General features: G+C 70.6%; 19 protein-coding genes. 7 read left to right on the forward strand and 12 right to left on the reverse strand.

Translation table 11 applies throughout. From position 1 onward, the window contains the following. Nucleotides 1–46 precede the first annotated feature (46 nt). From ACQP0U_RS19875 to ACQP0U_RS19895, 5 genes are all read right to left on the reverse strand, one after another. On the reverse strand, nt 47–781 hold the full coding sequence (locus ACQP0U_RS19875) for a VOC family protein (RefSeq protein WP_433309170.1): 735 nt from the start codon (nt 779–781) through the stop codon (nt 47–49). Nucleotides 782–806: 25 nt separating this feature from the next. Then, entirely contained in the window at nt 807–1,172 is a 366-nt protein-coding gene (locus tag ACQP0U_RS19880; protein WP_433309172.1) for a DNA polymerase ligase N-terminal domain-containing protein, read from the reverse strand. 42 nt (nt 1,173–1,214) lie between these two features. After that, the gene (locus tag ACQP0U_RS19885) at nt 1,215–2,327 is read right to left on the reverse strand and encodes a Gfo/Idh/MocA family protein (RefSeq protein WP_433309174.1); all 1,113 of its coding nucleotides are present in this window, start codon (nt 2,325–2,327) and stop codon (nt 1,215–1,217) included. Beyond that, a complete protein-coding gene (locus ACQP0U_RS19890; RefSeq protein ID WP_433309176.1) occupies nt 2,297–3,007 on the reverse strand; it encodes a ThuA domain-containing protein in 711 nt (236 codons plus the stop codon). The genes ACQP0U_RS19885 and ACQP0U_RS19890 overlap by 31 nt, the downstream gene beginning before the upstream one ends. A gap of 176 nt (nt 3,008–3,183) precedes the next feature. Further along, nucleotides 3,184–3,411 carry a hypothetical protein gene (locus ACQP0U_RS19895; RefSeq protein WP_433309178.1) on the reverse strand — a complete coding sequence of 76 codons (228 nt, stop codon included), beginning with the start codon at nt 3,409–3,411 and terminating at the stop codon, nt 3,184–3,186. A gap of 195 nt (nt 3,412–3,606) precedes the next feature. Here ACQP0U_RS19895 and ACQP0U_RS19900 point away from each other — a divergent pair, with 195 nt between their 5' ends. Together ACQP0U_RS19900 and ACQP0U_RS19905 are read left to right on the forward strand one after the other, a co-directional pair. After that, the gene (locus tag ACQP0U_RS19900) at nt 3,607–7,533 is read left to right on the forward strand and encodes a helix-turn-helix domain-containing protein (protein ID WP_433309180.1); all 3,927 of its coding nucleotides are present in this window, start codon (nt 3,607–3,609) and stop codon (nt 7,531–7,533) included. Between the two features lie 200 nt (nt 7,534–7,733). Beyond that, the gene (locus tag ACQP0U_RS19905; protein WP_433309185.1) at nt 7,734–8,186 is read left to right on the forward strand and encodes a peptidoglycan-binding domain-containing protein; all 453 of its coding nucleotides are present in this window, start codon (nt 7,734–7,736) and stop codon (nt 8,184–8,186) included. Between the two features lie 114 nt (nt 8,187–8,300). Here the strand turns inward: ACQP0U_RS19905 and ACQP0U_RS19910 are convergent, their stop codons facing one another. Then, complete coding sequence (locus ACQP0U_RS19910; protein ID WP_433309187.1) at nt 8,301–11,393, reverse strand: BTAD domain-containing putative transcriptional regulator; 3,093 nt, start codon at nt 11,391–11,393, stop codon at nt 8,301–8,303. A 208-nt stretch (nt 11,394–11,601) separates the two neighbouring features. Here ACQP0U_RS19910 and ACQP0U_RS19915 point away from each other — a divergent pair, with 208 nt between their 5' ends. The 5 genes from ACQP0U_RS19915 to ACQP0U_RS19935 all read left to right on the forward strand — a co-directional run bounded on the left by ACQP0U_RS19915 (nt 11,602) and on the right by ACQP0U_RS19935 (nt 14,658). Continuing rightward, nucleotides 11,602–12,231 carry a hypothetical protein gene (locus ACQP0U_RS19915; protein WP_433309189.1) on the forward strand — a complete coding sequence of 210 codons (630 nt, stop codon included), beginning with the start codon at nt 11,602–11,604 and terminating at the stop codon, nt 12,229–12,231. 127 nt (nt 12,232–12,358) lie between these two features. After that, on the forward strand, nt 12,359–12,820 hold the full coding sequence (locus tag ACQP0U_RS19920) for an OmpA family protein (protein ID WP_433309190.1): 462 nt from the start codon (nt 12,359–12,361) through the stop codon (nt 12,818–12,820). Between the two features lie 211 nt (nt 12,821–13,031). Beyond that, nucleotides 13,032–13,178 (forward strand): hypothetical protein, encoded by a 147-nt coding sequence (locus ACQP0U_RS19925; protein WP_433309192.1) that lies wholly within the window; start codon nt 13,032–13,034, stop codon nt 13,176–13,178. A gap of 92 nt (nt 13,179–13,270) precedes the next feature. Continuing rightward, nucleotides 13,271–14,335: a hypothetical protein gene (locus ACQP0U_RS19930; RefSeq protein WP_433309194.1), complete on the forward strand. Its 1,065-nt coding sequence runs from the start codon at nt 13,271–13,273 to the stop codon at nt 14,333–14,335. Between the two features lie 134 nt (nt 14,336–14,469). Continuing rightward, nucleotides 14,470–14,658, forward strand: a complete 189-nt coding sequence (locus ACQP0U_RS19935; RefSeq protein ID WP_030487016.1) for a thiazolylpeptide-type bacteriocin — start codon at nt 14,470–14,472, stop codon at nt 14,656–14,658. A 165-nt stretch (nt 14,659–14,823) separates the two neighbouring features. Here ACQP0U_RS19935 and ACQP0U_RS19940 read toward each other — a convergent pair whose 3' ends face one another. The 6 genes from ACQP0U_RS19940 to ACQP0U_RS19965 are packed head-to-tail and all read right to left on the reverse strand — an operon-like array spanning nt 14,824 to nt 23,578. Continuing rightward, complete coding sequence (locus ACQP0U_RS19940; RefSeq protein WP_433309196.1) at nt 14,824–16,797, reverse strand: TOMM precursor leader peptide-binding protein; 1,974 nt, start codon at nt 16,795–16,797, stop codon at nt 14,824–14,826. Continuing rightward, the gene (locus tag ACQP0U_RS19945) at nt 16,794–17,549 is read right to left on the reverse strand and encodes an ABC transporter permease (protein WP_433309198.1); all 756 of its coding nucleotides are present in this window, start codon (nt 17,547–17,549) and stop codon (nt 16,794–16,796) included. Before ACQP0U_RS19945 ends, ACQP0U_RS19940 begins: the two co-directional genes overlap by 4 nt. Beyond that, nucleotides 17,546–18,514, reverse strand: a complete 969-nt coding sequence (locus tag ACQP0U_RS19950) for an ABC transporter ATP-binding protein (RefSeq protein ID WP_433309202.1) — start codon at nt 18,512–18,514, stop codon at nt 17,546–17,548. The genes ACQP0U_RS19945 and ACQP0U_RS19950 overlap by 4 nt, the downstream gene beginning before the upstream one ends. Further along, nucleotides 18,511–19,746: a hypothetical protein gene (locus ACQP0U_RS19955; protein WP_433309204.1), complete on the reverse strand. Its 1,236-nt coding sequence runs from the start codon at nt 19,744–19,746 to the stop codon at nt 18,511–18,513. Before ACQP0U_RS19955 ends, ACQP0U_RS19950 begins: the two co-directional genes overlap by 4 nt. Further along, a complete protein-coding gene (locus ACQP0U_RS19960) occupies nt 19,743–20,801 on the reverse strand; it encodes a lantibiotic dehydratase C-terminal domain-containing protein (protein WP_433309205.1) in 1,059 nt (352 codons plus the stop codon). Before ACQP0U_RS19960 ends, ACQP0U_RS19955 begins: the two co-directional genes overlap by 4 nt. After that, the gene (locus tag ACQP0U_RS19965; RefSeq protein WP_433309207.1) at nt 20,798–23,578 is read right to left on the reverse strand and encodes a lantibiotic dehydratase; all 2,781 of its coding nucleotides are present in this window, start codon (nt 23,576–23,578) and stop codon (nt 20,798–20,800) included. Before ACQP0U_RS19965 ends, ACQP0U_RS19960 begins: the two co-directional genes overlap by 4 nt. Nucleotides 23,579–23,580 lie beyond the last annotated feature (2 nt).

Below are 23,580 nucleotides of genomic sequence, written 5' to 3' on the forward strand. Positions count from 1 at the left end.
CGGAACCCGACCGCGGGCTGCGGTGAGCGGTCGACGGGGGTTGGGGTCAGCCCGGGGTGAGGAGGCAGAACTCGTTGCCCTCCGGGTCGGCGAACACCCTCCACGGGACGTCTTGACCCAGGTCGACGGGGCTCGCGCCGAGACTCCGCAGCCTGGCCGCCTCGGCCTCCAGGTCGTCACCGGGGTACGGGCGGACGTCGAGATGGACGCGGTTCCACCCGCTCTTCACGTCAGGTGTACGGACCAACTCCAGATAGGGGCCGACGCCCTTGGCCGAGCGCAGTCTCGCCCCCTGGTCGGTCACCTCGTGCACTGTCCAGTCCGTGGCCTCACTCCAGAACCGCGCCAGGGCTGGCGGATCCGCGCAGTCGACCACCACGGCGGCGATCGGCCCGGTGTCCCCGTAGAGCGGTCGGGGATCCAGCACACAGAACTCGTTGCCCTCCGGGTCGGCCAGAACCGTCCACGGCACGTCGCCCTGACCCACGTCGGCATCGCGCGCGCCGAGATCCTTCAGGCGCGCGACCACCTCCGCCTGATGGGCCGCCGAGGTGGTGGCGAGGTCCACGTGCACGCGGTTCTTCACCGTCTTGGGCTCCGAAGAGACGACGAGGTCGACGCAGACAGCTACGGGATCGGGGTAGACGAAGCCCTCGGGTTCGAGGTTGGTCACGCCGGGTCCCTCACTGGAGACTCCCCAACCGAGCGCCTTCGCCCAGAAACCGCCGAGCGCGGAGTCGTCCCGAGCCTTCATGTTGATCTGTACAAGCCGCGTTGCCATGCCAGTGATGCTAAGGCCCACCGAGTCAGTAGTCCGATGCCGGAGGCTGCTCTTTTGTCAGGTGGAGCAGCCACCCCTCGCCGGTGCGGATGAGCGCATACCGTCGGCGGCCGGTGCGGCCGTGCAACGTGAACAGCATCCGGCGGTCGGTGCGGTCGTGCTCCTCCCAGGTGCCGATGTCGGCTATCGACTTGTCGACGTCCTCGTAGGTGAGGTGGTCGAGGTCGTGGTCGGGCACGGCGATCGCGAGCCGGTTGTCGCCGGGGCTGTCCGGGAGACCGCGGGGCACCGCCCACGAGCGCAGCACACCGTCCTCCTCGAGCCGCAGGTCAAAGTGCGGTCGGGGTTTGCGGTGGTGGTGCAGGACGAAGGCGGGTGCCACTCTTCCCATTGTCGGCGTCTGCCGGCCCTTCCGCCTGCCAACGCGATCACCTCACGAAGCCTGGTACACCTTCCAGTCCTCGACCGCGGTGAGCGGAACCGGCGCGGGCCGCTCCACCACCGTCGTCAGCTCGATCCGCTGACCTTCCGTCGCCGACCGGATCAGGCTGGTCATCGTGTCGAGCACGTGCAGAGCGACGTCGCCGTCGGCGCGCGGCGGACGCGCGTCGTCGGCCCTGACCAGGTCGATCAGACCGATGCCCCGGGAACCCTCGGCGTAACCGGCCGACGGTTCGAGAACGCGCCATTCGTTGCCGCCGAGCGCGAAGAGGCGGACCGTACCGTCGAAGTTGTTCGGATCGGGTACGGCGAGCGTGCCGGCCTCCCCGTGTACCTCGATCGGCGCGGCCGTCGTCCTGACGCCGTCGAAGCTCGTCGTGATGGTGGAGAGAGCACCGTTGGCGTGCTCGAGTACGCCGGTCAGGTGGGTGTCCACCCCCACCGGGATCCGCTGGCCGGTGCGCGGGCCTGAGCCGATGACGCGCTCGGCACGCAGGCGGCTGGCGGCGCCGGTCACCGCCCGGACCGGACCGAGCAGGTGGATGAGCGCCGAGATGTAGTACGGCCCCATGTCCAGCATCGGGCCGCCACCCGGGGCGTAGTAGAAGTCGGGGTTGGGATGCCAGCGTTCGTGCCCCGGACCGACCATGACCGCTGACGCGGACATCGGGCGTCCGATGAGGCCGCCGTCGATCGCCGCCCGTGCCGTCTGCGTACCCGTGCCCAGGACGGTGTCCGGCGCACACCCGACACGGACGCCGGCCGACGCGGCCCGCTCGATGATCGAGCGGCCGTCCGCGAACGTCACGGCGAGCGGTTTCTCGACGTACACGTTCTTGCCCGCATCGATCGACGCCAGCGAGATGTCGGTGTGCGCTGCGGGGATCGTGAGGTTGAGCACCGTCTGCACGTCCGGGCGGGCGAGGAGCCGCTCGACGCTCAACGCCTCGGCTCCGGGAATCGCGGCCGCGACCGCGGACGACCGGGAGGCGTCGAGATCGGCCACCGCGGCGATGCTCACCTCGGGGTGGTCCGCGAGTGTGTCCAGGTACGCGCGGGAGATGACCCCGAGACCTACGACGCCGACGCGGTGCGGGTCGCCCACACCATCCCCCTCTCGATCACGGTACGAACGGCGGCGTGCTCCAGCACGTCAAGGCTGTGCCCCGGGGTCGTCACGACGATGCGCCCGGCGCCCCAGAGTCGGGTCCAGATCGCCGGTGAGGTGACCGGCCGGTGCCACGGATGCCAGGCCTGCGTGGGGTGGGTGGTCACGGCCAGCACGTCGATCAGGTCGTCGTGCAGCACCCAGTACTGTTCGGTGACCAGGTCGAAGTCCTCGATGCCCGCAGTGATCGGATGCTCCCGACCGAGGTCGGTGATGCGCACCGTGTGCGGCAGGAAGTTGTCCTCCGGGCCACCGTGCCGCTCACACGGCTCCCGGCCCGGGTGGGTCGCGAACTGGCCGCCCACCAGGTGCAGGTATTCGGATGACGCACGGAACGAGTCCACGATGCCGCCGTGCCAGCCGGTGAAGCCCGTACCGGCGATGACCGCCGCGCTGAGCCCCGCCACCTGGTCGGCGGTGATCTGCGACATCGTCGTGCACTGCACGACGAGGTCGGTCTCGGCCATCTCGGCGGCATCGGCGTAGATCTCTGGCGACTCCTCGACACGTACGGCATAGCCGCTACGTTCGAGGAACGGGAGGAACAATTCCGTGGCCTTGACCGGCTGGTGCCCCTCCCAACCGCCCCGAACCACCAGTGCTCTCGGTTGCGCCACCCTCGCTCCCTCCCACGGCCCGCCGCCACCGGGCCGGCCGTTCCCGCCCCGACGAATGCCGCCGATGCCCGTGTGTGTCGAGCACCGAAACCGTACCCGTGGTCGCCGACAAAGCCGACGTACGCCGGCTTCCGGATTGCGCTCCGCCCGGCGCTGACAAAGCGCCCATCAACGGATCAACCGCTACGGCGGTTACCGTACTGGCGAGGGCTCTGGACCGAGCCCCGGCCGCCGAGGTGCTGACCCTTTCCATGCGGTTGAGGCGAGGCGACCTTGCCCTTCGCGCGTCGGGCAGCCCGGTTCAGGGGAACGGCAGGCGCGTCGGTGTCGATCTCGGTCTCGGCCGTTGGTGAGGCGTCGGCAGCGACAGCGGGGGCGTCCTGGGCGGGCTCGGGCTCCGGCATCGGGTTCTCCTTGGATGTGGTGGGGTCCTGCGGGCCGTCGACGGCCGGCGGACGCGGACTGATCGACGCCGGTTTGGGCACCTTGACGGTAGCGCAACGCCAGACCCGCCTGAGTGTCCCCCGCTCCGACGGACGCCCCTGACATCCTCGACATCAGTGCTGGGCCGTTCGTCCCCGTCGGGCAGGCAGCGCCGCGTGACCTGGGCGCTTTCGTCGCGGTCCTCGACCAGCGAGCCCCAGCCCGCGACCGCATCGGCGCAACTGGATACTTCTTCTGGCCCGATCCGACGGGCGCCCGTGCCGAAGCTCGCCATGGTCGCGCGGCCAGAGTTGCGGCCCAGTATGCGGAGGTGGGTGTTGGGCCGTCCGGAGAAGCCCGTGGACCCGACTGCGGGCCCGACGCAACGGTTGGCGTGGCAGCTACGACAGTTGCGGGAGCACGCGGGCAATCCGAGCTATCGGCTCCTGGCTCGGCGTGCGCACTACTCGGCAAGCACGTTGGCGGACGCCGCGAAGGGTGACCGGCTGCCGTCGCTGGAGGTGACGCTCGCGTACGTCCAGGTCTGTGGCGGTGACGTGGACGAGTGGCGGGCACGGTGGTCGGCCATCGCCGAAGCCGCGGTCGCCTCCGGCGCCGTCGAGACCACCGCGCAGCGCTGCCCGTACCAGGGGCTGACGGCATTCCAGCCCGAGCAGGCCGAGCTGTTCTTCGGCCGTACGGAGCTGGTCGAACGCCTGCTGGCACGGGCCGAACGGCGGTGCCTGAGCGCGGTCATCGGGGCTTCCGGAAGCGGCAAGTCCTCGTTGCTGCGGGCCGGTCTGCTGGGTGCCATCGCCGCCGACAGTGGGCTCGCGCAGCGGTGGCAGACGATGTTGTTGACGCCGACCGAACGCCCGCTGGAGGCGTTGGCCGTCGAGGTCGCGAAGTTGACCGGCCAGGATGCCCCAGACATCCGGAGGAATCTGGCGACGGATGCCGCCGCGCTCGACATCGCGGTGCGGAACGCACTGGCGGGCGGCCCGCCGCAGACCCGCGCGCTGCTGGTGGTGGATCAGTTCGAGGAGGTGTTCACGCTCTGCCCCGACAAGGCGGAGCGCCGCCGGTTCATCGAGGCGCTGCTGGACGCCGCGCAGGGGCCCGACCGCCGCACCACGGTGGTGCTCGGGGTACGCGCCGACTTCCTCGCCCACCTCATGCAGTATCCGCACCTGGCCGCCGCGCTCGACGACGATGCGCACCTGCTGGTGCGGCCGGTGAGCGCCACCGACCTACGGGAGATCATCGTCCGGCCCGCCGCCCAGGTCGGCATGGGCGTCGAAGCCGAGCTGGTGAGCACGGTGCTCGCCGATGCCGCCGACGAGCCGGGCGCGTTGCCGCTCGTCTCGCACGCGCTCCTCGAGACGTGGCAACGGCGCAGCGGAGAGACCCTCACCCTGTCGGCGTACCAGGCGAGCGGCGGCGTGCGCGGGGCGATCGCCCAGACCGCCGAGCGGGCCTATGGCGACTTCGGGGCAGCCGAGCAACAGGCCGCTCGGCGGGTCTTCCTGCGGCTCACCGCACTGGGCGACGGTACCGAGGACACCCGGCGGCCCATCATGCGAACCGAACTCGACGGTATCGCCGACGCGGATGTCACCGCCCGGGTCCTGGACCAACTGGCCGAATCCCGTCTGGTGGTCCTGGGCGACGGCACGGTGGAGGTGGCCCATGAGGCACTCATCCGGGCCTGGCCGCGGCTACACCGATGGCTGACCGATGATCGCGCGAACCTGCTGATCCACCGTCGACTCACCGAAGCCGCGCACACCTGGGCGACGCTGCACCGTGATGCCGGGGCGCTGTACCGGGGCACCCAACTCCTGGGCGCGCAGGCCCTGGCCGAGGACCATCCGGAGGAGCTCAACGAGCTCGAAAGCTCTTTCCTGCACGCCAGCTCCGCTCTCGCGGCGTCCGAGCAGAACGCCGCCCGGCGTCAGGCCCGCCTGTTCAAGCGTTTCGTCGCTGGCATCTCGGCGCTCCTCGTCCTCGCGCTGCTGGGTGGCGGCGTCGCGGTACGACAACGCCAGGACGCCCGCCGACAGCAGGTGGCCACGCTCTCCAGTGAACTGTCGCTGCAGGCCCGGTCCCTGCTCGCCACCGATCCGGATCTGGCCGGCCTGCTGGCCGTCGAGGCCGACCATCTCAACTCGAACACCGAGACCCGGGGCAGCGTGCTCAGCGCGGCTGCCGCGCCCCGGCGCACCGAACTCAACGTCGGTGGGCCGTCCATCTACACGGTCGCGTTCAACCCGGACCATTCCCTGCTGGCGTCCGCGGCCGGCGACGGCACCATCGGGTTGTGGGACCCCGCACGTGGCGAGCGGATCGCCACCCTCTCCGGCCACACCGGTCGGACCGCCGACCTGGCCTTCGCGGACCACGGAAGGCTGCTCGCCTCCGTCGGGATCGACAGGTCCGTCATCATCTGGGACGTGGCGACGCGCCGACAGAAGACCCGGTTGACGGTGAACGGCCTCGGGTCGGGCATGGCCATCAGCCCCGACGGGACCAAGCTCGCCGTCGGCCTCGCGGGTGGCACCGACGCGAATGCCGGCCGTGCCGGCGACATCGCCCTCTACGATCTGCGGACCACAACTCGCACCCTGCTCCGCGAGCACCGGAATCCGGTCAGGTCGCTCACGTTCAGCCACGACGGCGCGATCCTCGTCTCCACCGACGGGGTCGAGCACCCGGCCGCCTGGCGGGTGGCGACCGGCACGGTGATCGCCAGGCTGCCCGCCGAGCATGTCTTCTCGGTCGCCTTCGGTCCCTCCGGGTACGTCCTCGCGGGTTCCGCCGACGACCGCGGGGTGTACCTGTGGGATCTTGCTGGCGACCAGCCGGTCCGCCTCCCGCCGCTACCGCTGGCCGGCCGCTACGCGTGGACCATCTCCGCGCCCACCGACAGCAAGCTCGCCGTGGCCGACGAGAACGGCGCGATCACCATCTGGGACGTGCGACGCCGCGAGTCCCTGCAGACCTTTCAGGACCGGGGCCGCACCGAGACGGTCTCCGTCGCACTGAGCCGGGACGGGGCGATGCTCGCCTCCGCCGGCTTCAACGGAACCATCGTGCTACACAATCTGGAGGACGCCCCGTTCAGCGGTTTCGCGGCGCAGGTCAAGGACATGAAGATCAGCCCGGACGGAACCCGTGTCGCCTCGGCGGGCAGCGACGGCACCGTCCGCCTCTGGGACACCGACGGTAGGCAGGTGGCAGTCCTCGCCGGGCACCCGGACGAGGTGCAGGCCGTCGCGTTCAGCCCCGACGGGCTCCGGCTCGCCGCCGTGACCCGGAACAACATCGTCACGATCTGGGATCTCCACAGTCAACGACATGCCACACGACCGATCGTGTCCAAGGGAGTCGGTGCGTCCACGGACGTCGCCTTCGATCCCGGCGGACGTCTCGTCGCAGCCGCCACGCTCGGCCCCTTCATCTGGGACGTCGGCGACATCAACAACCCGACCGACATCTCAGCCAGGTTCCCGGCGCAGATCGTCACGTCGCTGGCCTTCACCCCGGACGGCCGCCGGCTCCTGGGCGCGAGCGTAGGCGGCTTCGTCAACACCTGGGACGTCGCCACCGGCAAACTTCTCAGCCGAGTGAGAAGCCAGCAGGGCACCGTGCAGGACATCGCGGTCAGCCCCGACGGAGCTGTGTTCGCGACCGCAGGCGACAGCCGTACCGTCAAGCTCTGGGACGCCGCGACCGGCAGCGAACTCGCCGTTCTGCTCGGCCACACCGCGCCCGTCCAGGTCCTTGCCTTCAGTCGTGACGGCCGCAGGGTCGCGTCCGCCGGCGACGACCGCACCATAGTCGTCTGGGACACCGCTACCCGGCAACGCGTGGCGACCCTCAGCGGCCATGGCGCGAGAGTCCGCGGGCTCGCCTTCACCGCGGCCGGAACTCTCATCTCCGGCGCCGAGGACGGCCGGATCATCAGCTGGTCGTTCGATCTCCGCGCCGCCAGGGCCCGGATCTGCGCCCTGGCCGGCCGTGAGCTGACCCGGCAGGAGTGGGCGACGCACATCCCATCAGAGCGGTACGACCCCTCCTGCGGCGCGCCGACGAATCGCTGACCGAGCTACCCGGACGCCCGGAGGATTGTCCGGCGTTGTTTGTCCGGTGCCGCCGCCCTGTCGGACAACCCCGCCCCGAACCAGCCTGACTCCAGGACACGAAGCCGTGCGGTGGGTGTCCGCCGAGGAGCCCGGCTGCCCGGGGAGCAGCCCGACGGGGGCCCCGGGAACCGGACGACACTGCGATGAAGGAGAACTCGATGAAGCGTTTGGCAGCACTGCTCGCATTGCTGATGACCGTGCTCGCGGGCACGCTCGTCGCCGCCAGCCCCGCCCATGCTCGCAGTCAGCCGGAGTGCGAGTCCTACGACGTCGTCAGCAACCAGGCGGGCTATCAGGTCGCCGCGCCGGTCGGCAGGTACGGCGTCCTGCCGTGCTCGCTGGTCTGGGGCGACGGCGGGCCGGGCACGGTGGCCCTCCAGTGGGCCCTGAACGACTGCTACCTCGCGCCCGCCGGCAAGGCGCGGCTCGAGGATGACGGAGCGTTCGGCCAACTGACCTTCAACGCGCTGAAGTACGCCCAGAGCAAGGCGGGCATCAGCGCGGACGGCCAGTTCGGGCCGCAGTCACGCGCGTCCCTGAAGTTCCCCGCCTACACGGGCGGAACCTACGGAACGCCCACCTGCGCCCGCCTCGGTCGTCCGCTGCCGTAACTGCTAGGGGGACCGGGCCGGCGGTGACAGCGCAGCGGCTGTCACCGCCGGCCCACAGGCTGTCGCGGCTCGCGGCCGTACTCGACGCGCCCGACGCGACGGTGGCAACCCGTTCTACGGCGCGTACCCGGTCTCCTCTACCAACCATGCCGCACGCTCGTCGAGCCGAAGCGCCTCGGCCGCGTCGCCAAGCTTCTCCGCAACTCGGGCGAGGATGCGGGACACCCGAATCTCGATCGGCTGGTAGCCGGCACCGGCGGCCAGGGCCAACGCCGCCCGGCCATGCCGGGCGGCGGCCACCAGGTCGTTCGCGGCCAACCCAACGGCGGCGAGGCCGGTCAGGGCCGTCGCCTCACCCCAGCAGAATCGGGTACGCCGTGCCAGTTCCAGCGCTCGATCGTGCCTCTGGGTTGCCTCGTCCAGGCGGCCCAGTGCCAGCAACACGCGTCCCAAGGCGTCCGCCACCCATGCCTCGGTGCCCGCGTCGCCGATCTCCCGGGTCAGCGTCACCGCCCGCTCGGCGTCGGCGAGAGCGAGCGCCGCCCGACCGGTGTCACACCAGAGCACCGCGCGCCCCGCAAGAGCCGTCGCCTCGCCGTAGCGGTAGCCGAGATCCCGATTGGCGACGAGCGCGCGGGCATAGAGATCATCGGCGCTGGCGTGGCTGCCCCGGTCCCGGTGCACGTTCGCCAGGTCCACCAGGAGCACTGCCACGTTGTAGCGCGCTCCAGCCCGCTCGCCCCGTTCCAGCGCCGCCGAGAAGTGCCTGTCGGCCTCCGCGAACGCGCCGAGCTGCCAGTACGAGAACCCGAGGTTGGCCAGTGACATCGCCTCACCACCGTCGTTGCCCGACTGACGGCTGAGCGCCAGTGAGAGGCGGGCGCAGTCGATCGCCGCTCGCGGGTCGCCGAGGCGCTGGTGGACCGCGCTGAGGTTGTTGAGGATGCCGTTCCGGCCCTCCTCCCAGTCGTCCACATCGATGCAGGCCAGTCCGTCGAGCAGATGCTGGCGCGCTTCCTCGTACCGGCCACTGTTGACCTGCGCCAGTGCGATGCTCTGGTGCATCGCGGCCTGGGCCCGGGCGTCGTTCTCGGCCTGAGCAGCGACGAGCGCCGCCATCGCCGTGGTCAGCCACTCCTCCCGACGACCCCGCTGGTGGAAGTAGGCGCGCATCGCGTCGGTGAGGCTCCAGGCGTACCGTCGGGGTCCGTGCAAGGCGGTCTGCTCCACCGCCGCGGTGAGGTTTGCCGACTCGGCGTCGAGCCAGGCCAGGGCCGCGTCGTTGTCCGGAAACGGATCCGGGCCGGGTGTGCGCGGCAACCGGACGAAGTGCGGAATGATCCGGCGGCCGGCGGCGTCCGCCATGCCCAGGTAGTGGTCGAACAGCCGCTGCCGGGTCTCCTCCCGGGTGGCCTCGACCTCCTCCTCGGTGAACCGGTCCACGGCGTAGCGGCGCAGCAGGTCGTGAAAGCGGTAGCGATCTCCAGGGTCACGTTCCAACAGGTGCGCCGCGGCCAGCGCGCGCAGCCGTTGGGTGGCGGTGGCCGCCGGCACGCCCGCGAGCGCACCCGCCGGGCCGGCGGTGATGCTGGGCCCGGGCACCAGGCCGAGCCGGCGGAACATCTCCCGTAGCGGATCCGGCAACGCCCGGTACGACAGGGAGAAGGCCTTCGTCACGGCACCCTCCTCGGCGCCGTCGACGGTGAGCCCTCCCAACAGATCCCCGTCGGTCAGCTCACGAACCAGCCCGGCGATGTCCGGCCCGCCCGGCGTCTGGACGTTCGCCGCGGCGATGCGCAGTGCCAGGGGCAGGTGACCGCAGAGCCGGGCCAGCTCGGCCGCCGCGGTCGCCTCGCTCTGGACGACCGACTCGCCGAGCAGCGTGGCCAGCAGGCATACGGATGCCACCGGCGTGAGCACGTCCAGCGGGAGCGGCCGCGCCCCGGCTCGCACCACCAACTCGCCGAGGCGGTGCCTACTGGTGACCAGGACGGTGCCGGAGGACGGGAGGAGTGGCAACACCTGGCCGACGTCACGGGCGTTGTCCAGCACCAGCAGCACGTCCCGACCGGCCAGCAGCGAGCGGAACAGCGCGGCCCGGCCGTCCGGTTCGTCCGGCACCGCTCTCGAGTCGACCCCGAGCGCCGTCAGCAGCTGGGTGAGCGCCGTCTGCGGCGGCACCGGCTCCCGATCGGCATCGAAGCCCCGCAGATCCAGGTAGAGCTGCCCGTCGGGGAACGCGGCGCTGACCTGGTGCGCCCAGTGCAGCACGAGGGCTGTCTTACCCACCCCGGCGGTGCCGCTGACCACCCAGATCCGGGTGCCGGCGGCTGGTTCGGTCAGCCCGGCGTCGAGCCGGGCCACCTCGATGCTCCGGCCGGCCAGGTTCGATATGTGGTGGGGCAGCCCGGCAGGGCGGTTCGGCGCGGCGATGGCTTCTCCACCCGGCGTGACGGCTTCGACGGGCAGTTCCAGCGTCGGGTCGGCGCGGAGGATCAACGCCTCGAGCCTGCGCAGGGCCGGCGCCGGATCGAGGCCCTGCTCGTCGGCGAGTTGGTCGCGAACCTGCCGGTAGGTGGCCAGCGCGTGCTCCGCGCGGCCCTCCCGATGGAGGGCGAGCATGAGCTGCCCCACCAACCGCTGCCGGCCGGGCTGCCCGGCCACCGGGTCGATCAACTCGTCGACGACCTGCCGGGAACGGCCCTGCCGCAGCAGCACGTCGGTCCGATCCTCGATTGCCGCCCAGCGGGCCTCGCGCAGGCGCGCGCAGAGCCGGTGGCGCACCTGTTCGTCGGCCACGTCGGCGAGCGGTTCGCCACGCCACAGAGCCAACGCCTGGTCGAAGAGGTCCACCGCTGCGGCGTCGTCGACCGTACGGGCTTGCGCGACCAGTGCGGTGAACTGGTGGGCGTCGACCGTCAGCGGATCGACCCGGAGCAGGTAGCCGGGCTCGCGGCCGATCAGCTCCACCGGTGCCTCAGCCTGCCGCAGCGCCGCGCGCAGCCGCGAGACCAACGCCTGGACCGTGCCTCGGGCACTTCGTGGCGGATCCTCGCCCCACAGCAGGTCGATCAGCCGGTCCAGCGGCACCAGTCGATCCGGCTCAAGCAGCAGCGCCGCGAGGACCAGTCGGGGTTGGCGTCCGCCCAGGTCCAGGCGAGCGCCCTGCGCCCACGCCTCGACGGCACCCAACACCCGGAACTTCATCGACCGGCCCCCTGCCCCGCGAGCATGCTGCCCCGCGTGTGGATGGTCTGCAAGCCGGTTGCAAAGCTCTTGCATCCACGGCTGCGGATCATTGCGCCTACCCGACCAGCGGTCAAACCGGCCGCTCGGCTGGAACGTACGGCCGACACCCGCCGAACCCACGTGGCCGGCGGGTGCGGCTATCAACCGGTCCATGGGAAGGAACGTCGTGCTTCTGCGTAACACCATCGGTGCCGGCTCGCTTGCGTTGGCGATGACCCTGGCCCTCACCGGCTGCGGTCTCGACAGGAGCGACACCTCAGGGGATGCCACCTCAGCGGGTACCACCTCGGCGGGTACCAGCGAGAACCCGAAGGGAAGCGTCGGTGCCGCGCCGGGTCAGCCCGAGGCGCCCGGTACCGTCATCGCGAGTCGTGACATCCAGATCAGCGACGGGGGAAACCTCTTTCCGATCAGAGTCGAGCTGTACCAGCTGCGGCGAGATGGCGGTCTCGTCAACCTCACCGTCCGGATGACCCGCACGGATGCCACGGGCAGCCCGGGCCGCTGGCAGATCGCCAGCGCCTTCCAAGGTGACACCATCTCGTTGGCCTTTTCGGGTGCGACGCTGATCGACCGGAAGAACCGCAAGCGGCACCTGGTAGCCCGCTCTGGCGACTCGGACGCGACACCCAGCCAGGTGAAGTACCTCGCATCGGCCGGCCTCGCGTCGGTATTCGTCCAGGCAGGTCAGTCGGTGGACCTGTACGCCATGTTCGGAGCCCCACCGGATGACGTCACCGTCGTCGACGTCGTCATCCCCCGCGTTCCGGTGTTCGAGAATGTCCCGCTCGTTTAGCCGGCAGGCCGCGCCGGTCGCGATCGCACTGGCCCTCCTGCTCGTCAGTGAACCGACCGTCGCCTGGTCTTCGACGGCTCTCCCGGCCACGGCCCTGCCCGGTCCGATGCTTGGGCACAGCGATCAGGTGAGCGGACCGATCGTGGACATCGCGGCGCCGATTGAGGACATCTATCTGCGCACCGAAGACCTCGACGGCAACACCCGCGAGGCCGAGTCCGGTGGCCGCATCGAGCTGACCCTGGCGGCGGACGTGCTCTTCGCGTTCGGCAAGGCCGACCTCTCGCCGGCCGCCCGTGCCCGACTGACCGAGATCGTGCGACGACTGCGCGATCAGGCCAGCGGCAAGGTCCAGATCCTCGGGCACACCGACACCGTGGGTAGCGACGCGGACAACCTCGCACTGTCCCGTCGGCGAGCGGAGGCGGTCCGAGACGCGCTGGCCGCCAAACTCGTCGACACCCCGATCACCTACGAGATCGCGGGTTTCGGTGAGACCCGACCCGTCGCGCCGAACACCGTCGCCGGCAAGGACAACCCGAAGGGCCGTGCCAGCAACCGGCGCGTGGAGATCCGGTTCGACAAGTGATCCCCCACCCGAAAGGGCGTGTCCCCACTCTGGGCCGGGCCACCGATCCGGAACGCGCGGTCGATGCGCCTCGGGACCGGCATCCCTGACGTCCGGGAACAAGGTGCCAGGCAGCTTCTTCCGTCTATTCGCCTGCGGTGACCCGACCGCACAGTTAAGGCGTTCCGGACGGAACAGCCGGACGGACGAAGCAAGGGATCTGGGGATCACAATGAAGAAGAACGCCCTGTTCGCTAGCACCCTGGCCGCGATGATCGTGCTTCTCTTCCCGGCCGCTGCCAGTGCCGACGACTCGACCGACCCCGCCGCTCCCCCGGTCACTGTCGTGGACAGCAGCAACTCGACGGCCTGGGACTGAACGCAGCGACACAGACTCGCTCTGCCGGCCTTGGCGGTCCGCAGTTGTGGCTATCGACCCGCCGAAGAACGCCAATGGAAGGCAGTTGACCGATGACTGAAGCGGTACCGGTCACCCCCATCGCGGGTTTGATCGTTGTCGGACCACGCTCAGAAAACCCGCAACTGCACGATCTGCTGACCGAGCGCACCGCGCTCTGGCGGCGGGCGCAGATCCCGACCGGTTCGGTGAGCGGCAAGCCGTGGACCGCCGGATCGGTCGAGGCCGCGGTGCGCGACGCCGTCCTGTCTGTGGACTGGGCCGACGACAGCACCGCGGCGATCGTGGACCCGGAGCATCGGGTCACGACACTGCTCGTCCTGCCCGGTGAGGGCCGGACCCGCTGGTCCGGAATTCGGAGCTTGGCGGATCTCGAATCGATGCCGACGGCCAGCCACGTGCCAGGTGACGCACTCGCGATACTGGCACCGTGGGCCGGGCTGCTTGCTCCCGAGCCGCTCACGGCACACGATTCGACGCGGATCTCCGCAGCCGTGGTGCGGACGTCCGACCCCGCGCAGCCGCACTGGGGGCTGGGCTGGGCGACTCGAACGGACCTGGCGCTGCGGCACGCGGTTCTGGACAGCCTGCGGACGATGTCGTCGGACGCGGTCCCGACATCAGGCCGCGCGGTGGTCGGCGCCTCGGGCTCGACAGAGTGGACGTGGCTCCTCGACGGCTCACTCAACCTCCTGAGCGCGTACAGCCGGGATGCCCAGCGGCACTCCCTGCCGGACACCGGCTTCGACGTCATCACCCGCCATGTTCCGCAGTTCAGCGGGCCGCTGCGGCTCGCCGCAGTCGTACGTCGATCGTCCAGTGCCGCCGTCGCGGCAGCCTGGGGCCGGCAGACCGAGGAGGCGATCGACTACGCCCTCACCGCGGCCCGTACCCGGGATCTCCTGCTTCCGGCCACTGCCCGAGCGGCCGTCACGAGCCCGCCGGAGACGGCCTCCCTGATCAGCGCCCTGTCCCCGGCCGACGTCCGTCGACTGCTCCACGACATCCACGTCGCCGTCTTCGGCAGGTCCGGCCGGCGGGTGCTGGGGATCCGGGTCGCCGCCGACGCGTTGCTCGGCCCGCAGAACCTGGCCTGGGGGCCGGTCTGGCTCAGTTGAGCCGGTGACGTGTGATGTCAGTGGAGTGACAGCGAGACGTAGGTCGATCGGCTACCAGCAGGCGATGGAATGGTCTCAGTCACCACGGCGGGCCGGACCCAGAGGGACAGCCCAGACATCGCTGAGGAGTAGCAATGAACATCGACGACAAGACCAACCTGGCCGACCTGGCGAACGAGATCCTCGAGCTCGAGTCGGAGACCTTCGAGATCTCGGACTACGCGGACGCGAGCGGCGTCCTGCTGGCCGTGGCCGCCTCGTGCAGCACGAGCTCCACCAGCACCTGCTCCAGCACCACGAGCACCACCTCCTGCTCCGCCTGATCGTCCCCCGATCAGCAGTTCTCCTCCGAACGGCCCGCTTGGACGAAGACGTCCGAGCGGGCCGTTCGGCATGTCAGGCACAGCGGCAGAGGGGACGGCGTCCCGACACGGCGTGGCGCCTCGCCGGAAGAGGAACCGGCGGGGCGCCACGCAGCGTGCGAGGGCTCAGGGGAACGGGTGCGGGACCGTCCGAAGGTCGCTGTCGGTCAGGTCGCTGGCGCGCAGGCCGGCCCGCCGGGGCGCGGAGCGCAGTCGGGGCATCTGCAGGGCCCGTTGCCGGGTCCAGCCGAAATCGATCGGCAGCAGGCCGGGAACGATGGTCGACACCGTGTGCAGGCCCATGCGGCGCTGTTCCGGGGTGGTCTGGTCGACCACGATCACGTCGAAGCCGGCACGTTCCAGTTCGCGTTGGCAGGTGCGCAGGTCGAGCAGGAGATCTCGGGAGTCCGGGTCGCCCGGGGTCGGGATGTCCTGGATCGCGCGGTGGCTGACCGGTTCGAGGTAGCTACGGGCGTGCTCGGTCATCCGTGGCAGGCCGAACAGTTGGGGGTGGTCGCCCAGGTTGGCGCAGAGGCTGTAGTCGTCCGCCATGGCGTCGAGTTCGTCCCAGCGCTCGTCGACCTGCCGGGACAGGTGGGGAATGTAGGTGAGCACCTCCGACAGCGCACCCTCGACGGCTGTCTCCGGGTTGAGGCTGGCGCCGGCGGCGAAGGAGAGCGCGCCCGCGCCGCCGTCCCGGCGGACCGCGAGGCCGGTGACGACGGGTACGGCCAGGTCGACGCGGCTGTCGAAGGCGTGGACGTCGTAGCCGCGGAAGGCCGCCCGGTCGACCATGGCGCGCACCGCGGGGCTGCGGCACGAGTCGAGGTCGATCTCGGTGACCTCCAGGTTGCCGTACCAGTTGAGCAGGAACGCGTCGCGCTCGATGAGTTCGAGCAGACCGAAGAGGATCGCCTCCTCCAGGCAACTGCCTATCGCGCAGCCGTTGGACGACTCGTAGACGAAGTTGTCGGCGGCCTGCCCGGAGGCGTAGTACGTGAGGCGGGCCGGAACGAGCACGGGCCGGTCGTCGCGGAGGGAGTAGCCCCACACCCACGGTATCGGTCGGTCCGGGGCGAACGGGGCGACCATCGGATCGGTCCGGTACGTCTGTGCGGAGTACTCCCCGCAGCTGCGCGGGTCGAGCGCGGTCTCCCCGAGGTCGGTGTACGCGGCGACGACCGGCTCGGCTCGACGCCGCTGGTGGGTGCCCGCGTACCGTTCGAGCCCCTCCAGATACGCGAGGTCCTTGCTGGTGCGGAAGGAGTTGGCCTGCCCGCTCCAGCTGAAGTTGACGAGACCCGCGTACCCGCGGATGAAGACGCTGCCGGTGACCGCCGAGGTGGTGGGCGAGGTGACGTCGAGCCAGGTGCCGGCGCCCAGGCTGCCGCAGACCGGGTTGGCCATCGCCCCGCTCGTGAGCGGGTATGCCGTTGTCGAGGTGAGCCGGTAGCTGCCCGGGTCCGGCTTGGGGCGGGACATCAGGTCGAGGGTGGCCAGTTGCGGAGTGGCCTCTTCGATCGGCGCGCAGTTGGGACACAGCGGATCGGTGAGCAGCGGGAACGTCAGCACGTGCAGCGTCTGGAGGTCGATCCGGGTGACCTGCGGCAGGCTGAGGTCCGCAGTCGTGTGCCAGCCGCCGGCGGCCCGCCGACCGACGACCCCGGACCGACCGAGGACGGCCGCCTGGTACACCGACCAGACGGCGTCCACCACGTAGTCCGGGACGACAGGCCAGGTGCCGGCCGGGATGACGGTCTGACCGTGTTCGAGGGCCTCCCGCTCGGATCTGGTCCGCAACCGCTGCCACCGCATCGCGAGGCACTGGCCGCAGGCCTTTGCGTCCGGGACGCCACCCCACGGGCCGACGAGCACGGCCTGGGCGGTGAGATGCACGTCCGCGACGCCCCGGACGGGCGCTAACCGGGTGGCGGGCGCACCGAACACGTCGACCGCGCCGACTGTCTGCACCGCCGGGCCGGGGCGGTGCGGGGCGTCCCCGACGTCGCGGCGGAACCGGTCGGTGAGCGCCTGCTGCAGGGTCAGCCGGGCGAGCTCCATGGGGATGGGGCGGGTGTCGGCTCGCGTCGTCGTGCTCACGAGTTGTTGCTCCAGCGAAAGGTCCTCACCGCGAGGAAGCCGAAGGCGACTGTGAACCCGGCCAGGGCCGCGCTGCTCAGGCCGATGGTCGCGAGGTCACCGCCGCCGGTGAGGGCTGTCGAGATGCCGTCGTTCATGTAACGCAGCGGCAGGACTCGGGAGATGTTCTGCAGCCACGCGGGCATGAGATCGATCGGCAGGAAGGAGCCCGACAGGAAGGCCATCGGCACCATGATCGAGTTGGCGATGGCGGCGACGGCCTCGGGGGTGTTGGCGCGGGATCCGACGATGACGCCCATGGACAGGAACGCCGTGACGCCGAGCAGCAGCACGGGCAGGGCGAGCGGCCAACTACCGGCGAGGGTGAGGCCGAACACCGGCAGGACGGCCACGCCGACGAAGAGCAGCGCCTGCACCAGGCCGATCACCAGCGCGCCCGTGTACCGCGAGGCGAGCACCGTGGTCAGTGGTGTGGGCGTCATCCGGATCAGGCGCAGGATGTCGTCGTTGCGCCACTGCATGAGCGTGAACGCGATGCCGAAGAGGGCGGCGTTGCCGACGCCCCAGGAGAGCACACCGGGTGCGATGTAGTCGATGTAGTTACGCCCGGAGCCCTCCACCTCCTGTCCCGCGAAGATCAGGCCGAAGACCACCAGGAAGAGCAGCGGGAAGGCGAACGTGAAGAACACGGTGGTCTTGTCGCGTACGGATGCCTTGTAGGTGGCCGTGCTCAGCGCGGCGAATGCGGTCATGAGCGCGTCTCCGTTCCGGTGAGTTCCAGGTAGACGTCCTCGAGGGTGGCGGTGCGGGTCTGCACCTCGTCGAGGCCGATGAGGTCGCCGACTGCCGCCAGGGTGGTGCCGGCCGCGGTGGTCTCCAGCACCACGGAGCCCCCCTCGACGGTGACCCGGATGACGCCGGGAAGAGTCCCGGCCCGCTCGGTGGAGATCTGGCCGACCGGCACCATGACGCGGGTGGGTACGTGCGCCGCGCCGACGAGCCGGTGCGGGGTGTCGAGCGCGATGACGGAGCCGGAGACGACGATGGCGACGCGGTCGCAGAGCGCCTCGGCCTCGTCGAGATGGTGGGTGGTGTAGACGATCGTGCGGCCCTGGGCCTTCAGGTGGCGCAGTACCTGCCACAGGTCGCGGCGAGCCTGCGTGTCGAGCGCCGCGGTGGGCTCGTCGAGGAAGACGAGTTCCGGCTCGTGGATGAGGGCGCCGGCGATGGCGAGCCGCTGCCGCTGACCGCCGGAGAGATCCCCGACCCGCTTGTCAGCCTCCCCGGTCAGCCCGACCAGCTTCAGCGCGGGACCGGCCGCCGTGGCCGGCAGTCCGTACAGGGCGGCCACCGTGGCAAGGTGCTCACGGGCCGTCAGCCGGGCGAAGAACGCGCTCTTCTGTGTCTGCAATCCGAGGCGGGGCAGCAGTGCCACGTTGCGGGGCCACGGGGGCATCCCGAGGACCTGGACCGTGCCGGCGTCCGCCTGGCGCAGGCCCTCCATGATCTCGATCAACGTCGTCTTGCCGGCGCCGTTGGGGCCGAGGATGCCGAAGAACTCTCCGCGTCGAATGGTCAGCGAGATGCCGTCGACGGCCTGCACGTCGCCGTACCGCTTCCGGACGCCGTGCAACACGACGGCCGGCTCGGCGGCTGCCTCCGCGATGGGTTCCGCACTGCTCAGTGTCGAAGAATCGATGGCGTGCGTCGTGGTCATTTCTGGACCTCTCCTCTCCGGCCGTCGGCCGGCTTGCGGGTCCCCCTCAACGACGTGCGGGGCACCACGACGAACATCCCGATCAGTACGGCGAGCCCGGCCGAGACGGCCCCGGCGACGGGCCCGAAGTGGGCGGTGGCAACACGGTGCGCGACCAGCGCGACGATCGTCACGATGCTCACGACCAGGATGGCCGCGCCCAGGGCGTAACCGGAGTAGGCGATCCGGGCGGCCCGGGAGTAGCCCGCCAGGCCCGGCCCCCGGCCGACCATGCTGGCCAACGTCCGGCCGGCGAAGCGCCGGCTGCCACTCGCGTAGCGCAGCATGCCCAGCGAGTGGGCGAGCATCTTGTAGCCGTCCATCGGCGGCAGCGGCAGCACGAACAGCGCGGCCTGGGCGAGCCCCAGCAGCATCAGCGCGCCGAGCAGCGCCCGGGCCGGCTCCCGTTCCGGCAGCAACAGCCAGGCCGGCAGCACCGGCAGCAGCAACAGCAGGTTCACCACGATGCCGGCCGACGCGGTCGTCACCTGCTGACGGCGGGTCCGCAGGAACAGGTAGTCGTCGACCCGGCAGTACATGACGACCATGGGCAGCTGCCAGCGGATCCCGATCTCACCGACCGTACCGCCGAAGTGGTGCGCCACCACGCCGTGCCCGAGTTCGTGCAGGCCCATGGTGACCCACAGCGCGGTGGCGACCGCCATCAGCGCGAACGGGTTGTCGAGCACCCTGCCGGTGTCCGCGACCAGAGCCGGCCAGTGCCACACCACACCGGCCAGCATCAGCAGGATCGCCGTGAACGCGGGGACGAGGAACCAGCCGCGGAACGTGAACCCGAAGAAGCGGTGCAGGCCGGCCGTGGTGGCCGTGGCGTCACTGACCAGCCGTAGCGAGCCACCGAGGAGCTTGCGCCGGGCGGCCGGCGGTGGGTCGACCACCGGCGCCGGGCACCCCTCGATGAGGCCCCGGGCGGCCAGCAGCCCGAGGAGCTGCTGCCAGGCGGCCGGGCCGAGCGAACGACCGAACGACCGGCCGTACGCCTCGGCGATCTCCTCGCGCGACGTCACCCCGTCGAGCCGGACGAGGACGAAGTGCTCCTTCACCCCGATCTCGAACGTCTTTCCCGCAACGGGATCCCGGACCAGGTGGACCGACGTATCGTCACGCCGGTAGCGGCCGCTGATCTGAATGTCGGCGCGCACCGCCGGCCCGGCGGCGACGGCGGTGGTCATGCCCCCTCGCCATGCTCGCGCAGCGCCCGGCCCAGCATGTACGACAGGTACGCCTCATCGGTGATCGTGACGTGCAGCCGGTTGTTGGTCATGTGCATGTACGGCGACAGCAGCAGCGGCAGTGCGGTCTGCGGGTCGGTGGGGATCTCGTCGCGGGTGTCGTCCCAAGACCGGAACACGAGCTGCCCGCGCTCGGCCAGATCGGCTGCCCGGCGGCGCAGCTCAAGGCAGTGCTCGGCCCAGCCGCGCAGCAGGCCGGGCAGGTCCTGGCCACCGGTGATCCGCAGCGAGTGCCGGATCTCGGCGAAGCGCCTGCCGATCTCGGCACCCGTCGCGGCGTACTGCTGCTGGTACTCCTCGTCGCCCGCGTAGTTGGTGTCCGGGAACGCGCTGCGCCAGAACTTGTGGTACCGGTTCAGATAGTCGGCCAGGTCGTCGGTCTCCGGCAGGAAGCACGCCGACATCACCATCATCAGCTGCGCCGACGTGCCGAGCAGCACGGTGCGCAGGTGCAGGTTCTTCGTACGGACGGCGTCGACGACCATCTCGCTCGAGTGCGCGAAGTGCCACTCCGCGAGCGCGATCCCGGCCTCGCCGCCGTACTTGCCGTACTCCGGCTCGTACGGCTCGTAGCTGTAGGTGTTGTTCTCCCTCAGGTTCATCCGGCCATCGCCACGCAGGTAGCTGGACTTCTGGTCGGCGGAGAACTCCATGTCGAACAGGGAGTTGTAGAAGTCCTCCAGGAATCCGGCGTCCACCTGGTACAGGGCCGGCCGGACCCGCAGGTACTCGGTGATGGCCGCCTCCGCTCGCCGCTTCACCTCGGCGGTGGCCGCCACGGTCACCGGCTTGAGCCGCAGCCGTACGTGCGGTCCCTCCAGCCAGTAGTTGATGAAGAAGTGGCCGGCGATCAGCCCGTCGGCCTGAAGTCCGCTGATCAGCGGACGCACGCACTGCACGAGCAGCGGCTGCGGGTTGGCCGCGTAGTAGATGTGGATGGCCTGCCACTCGCCGGCTGCCACGTCGGTCACGGGGTCGATGAGGGTCTGCGTCATGGCTGCCCGTCCTGTCGCGTCGAGGTGGGAAGGATCGAAGGGGAACGGAGGGTCTCGACGGCCAGTTCGGCGACGTGCTCGCCACGGCTCGACCGCACGTGCAGCGCGTCCTCGTCGGGGAGCATCTCCCGGAACACCACCCGTGCTCCCGGGCTCTGCAGCAGTCCGTCGAGGGCGTACAGGGAGAGGTAACTGGCGAAGTCGACGTACTGCGGCTTGCCGCTGCGCGTCCGGCCGTCCCCGGCGGTCTCGGTGACCGTGGCGAAGGTGCGGTCCGGCAGGCCGTGCGTCCGCCGCCAGCGCTGCCACGCCAGGAACCAGTCCTCGTCGGCGACCTGCGGCGACAGCCGAGGCAGGTCCTGGCCGGGGACGGTCCAGGCCCGGCGGCTCAACACCAGGTTGCGATGGCGTACCCGTGGCCGGTAGCGGACCCCGTCGCGCGGCTCCGCCTCGGGCACCCCGCCCCACAGGTTGACCGGAGCCAGCGATGACGGCGACAGCAGCAGCAGGGTCCGGGGGATCTCCGGAAGTGCCAGCGGCACCAGGTAGCCGAGGTAGACCGGGATGACCTCACGGCCCAGCCGGTGTGAGCGCAGCACCAGGCGCTCCTCGGCCACGTCGTGCTCCAGGTAGAGATCGTCGAGGTGGAGTTGGTCCTCGGCCGGCACGGAGCTGGTCTCGCCCGGACAGACGATCTGGTAGCGGGTCAGCCGCCCGTGCAGGTTGAGGTTGGTGACCACCGCACCGCCGGTGATCTCCGCGAGGACCGCCCCGTCCGGTTCGATCTCCCCTGCCTGCCGCAGCAGGTGCTGCGCCAGCCCGTCCGGCTCCAGTTCGTCCGACGGCGCGTCGAAGCAGTGGGTGAAACGGCTGAACGGGAAGAACAAGCCACCGTACGACTGGTTCAGGACCGCGACCGGATCACCGGGCCGGTCCGCGAGCTGCACGAAGTGGCTCTGCGGCGCGAAACGTGTGGTCACCGGGGTCAGGTGCGCGGCGACGGCGTCGACAGTCTCGTCGTCGAGCCGGACCTCCCCCGCGTCCGCGGCGCCGGCCCAGACCGCCCGCATCCGGACGACCAACTCACGGCGGGCGTCGTCGAGGGCCGTGATGGCGGGCAGTCGCAGCCAGTTCACCTCCGGGACGTACTCGCCGTCCTTGAACGCCTTCGGACGCCCGTTGAACGTCAGGTACTGGTCGAAGAAGTCCTCGTGGAAGTCGTGCACCAACTTCAGCAGGTCGTGGCAGCGCCCGCCGCGGCCGTACCGGGCCAGGAAGTACCCGGTGAACGTGATGCGCTGGGGCAGGGTCACGTCGAACGCCGGCAGGATCCGTTCCACCGACCGCAGCGAGTCCGCGAGCAGCCCGGACCACGCCTGCCGGTCGAGCACCAGGTCCTCGACGCCGGCCCGGACGTCCTCGTAGAGCAGGGTCCGGGGCAGCGTCGCACCCTCGTCACCGAGGCTCGTCTGCAACTCGTGCAGGCTGGCGCGCAGCCGCCCGAGCAGCTCCCGGCGTTCGGCGTGGCCGGCGAGCGCGTACCTGTCGACGGACGCGATCGGCTCGGTCAGCCCGTCGGCCAGCTCGTCCGCCCAGGGGCGTTCGACAGCGCGCAGGGCCTCCTGGAAAGCGCGCAACGGGTCACGGCTGTGCACGTCCGTCTGCAGACACGGGAACTGGATCATGCCGAGGTGCAGCAGCGCGGCCAGGTACCTGTCGCACTCGTCGGCGGTCGCCCGCTCGGTGGTCCCGAGCCACTCGGTGAGCTGCCCGAACCTGACGCCCGGGGTGCTCTCCATCATCCGCAGCATGCGTTCGAGGACGCCCGTACGCTGCAGGAAGTAGAGCCGGTCGGAGGCCGCGTCGAACGTCACCGCGGCGTTGTCGTCACCAGTGGTGACCCATCGGCGGACGAAACGTACGCGGTCTTCGTCGTTGCGCCACCCGGTGGCCGCCCGGACCGGCAGGTCCGCGCGACGCTGCGGGTCGGCCAGGACGAGTTCGGCGAGCCGACCCAGCACGACCACGTTCAGCCGGGGATGGCTGGACCAGTCGTCGGCCACGGCCACGCGGTGCCCGGCGTCGGCGCTATCCGCGAGCCGGCCCACCCCGACCGCAGTGAACGTGCTGAACGGGCTCGGCTTGCACGCGGTGCGGTACAGGTAGGACAGCACCGAGCGGGTGATCCGCCGTTCCTTCTTGCCGGGTCGGTCGGCGCGGCCATCGACGAACGCGTCGAGCTGCGAATCCAGCGACGGCGAGGCGAGCAGCACTCCTCGGCGCAGCCGGTCCTCGGCGGCCAACTGGCGCAGGCGCGCTGTCGTACCGGACACCTCAGCGCCGACGACCCGCTCACCTTCGGCGCGCAGGTCGTCCAGCCTGCGTCGGGCCGCGAGCCAGCCGCTGAGCCGCTCGGCGGTGGCGGCATTCAGCCCGGCCAGCAGGGTGACGGCGGCATCCGCGTCCTGGGGTAGCCGGTTGTTGAACACCTGCCGACGCAGCCGCAGCAACTGCCGGCGGACGAGATCGTCGTCGTTGTCGTTGACCATGCCGTGGAGCAGGTCACTGAGGTGGCTCGCCGTCTCGGCCAGCGACTCCTCCTCGTGCAGCATCTCCTCGGCCCAGCGGCAGCTCTCCGGGCAGCGAAGGGCGCCGACGGTGACCAGGGGCAGGCCCGCGACCCGGGCCATCAGGCGGGGTTGCAGGGTCCAGCGGGTCTGCGCCGGTCTGCCGGCGGTAACTGCCGGTTGGAGGTCGGGTTCGGTGGTCAGGGTCATCA

It is taken from the genome of Micromonospora sp. CA-269861 (assembly GCF_050948505.1).
Classification (GTDB): Bacteria; Actinomycetota; Actinomycetes; order Mycobacteriales; family Micromonosporaceae; genus Micromonospora.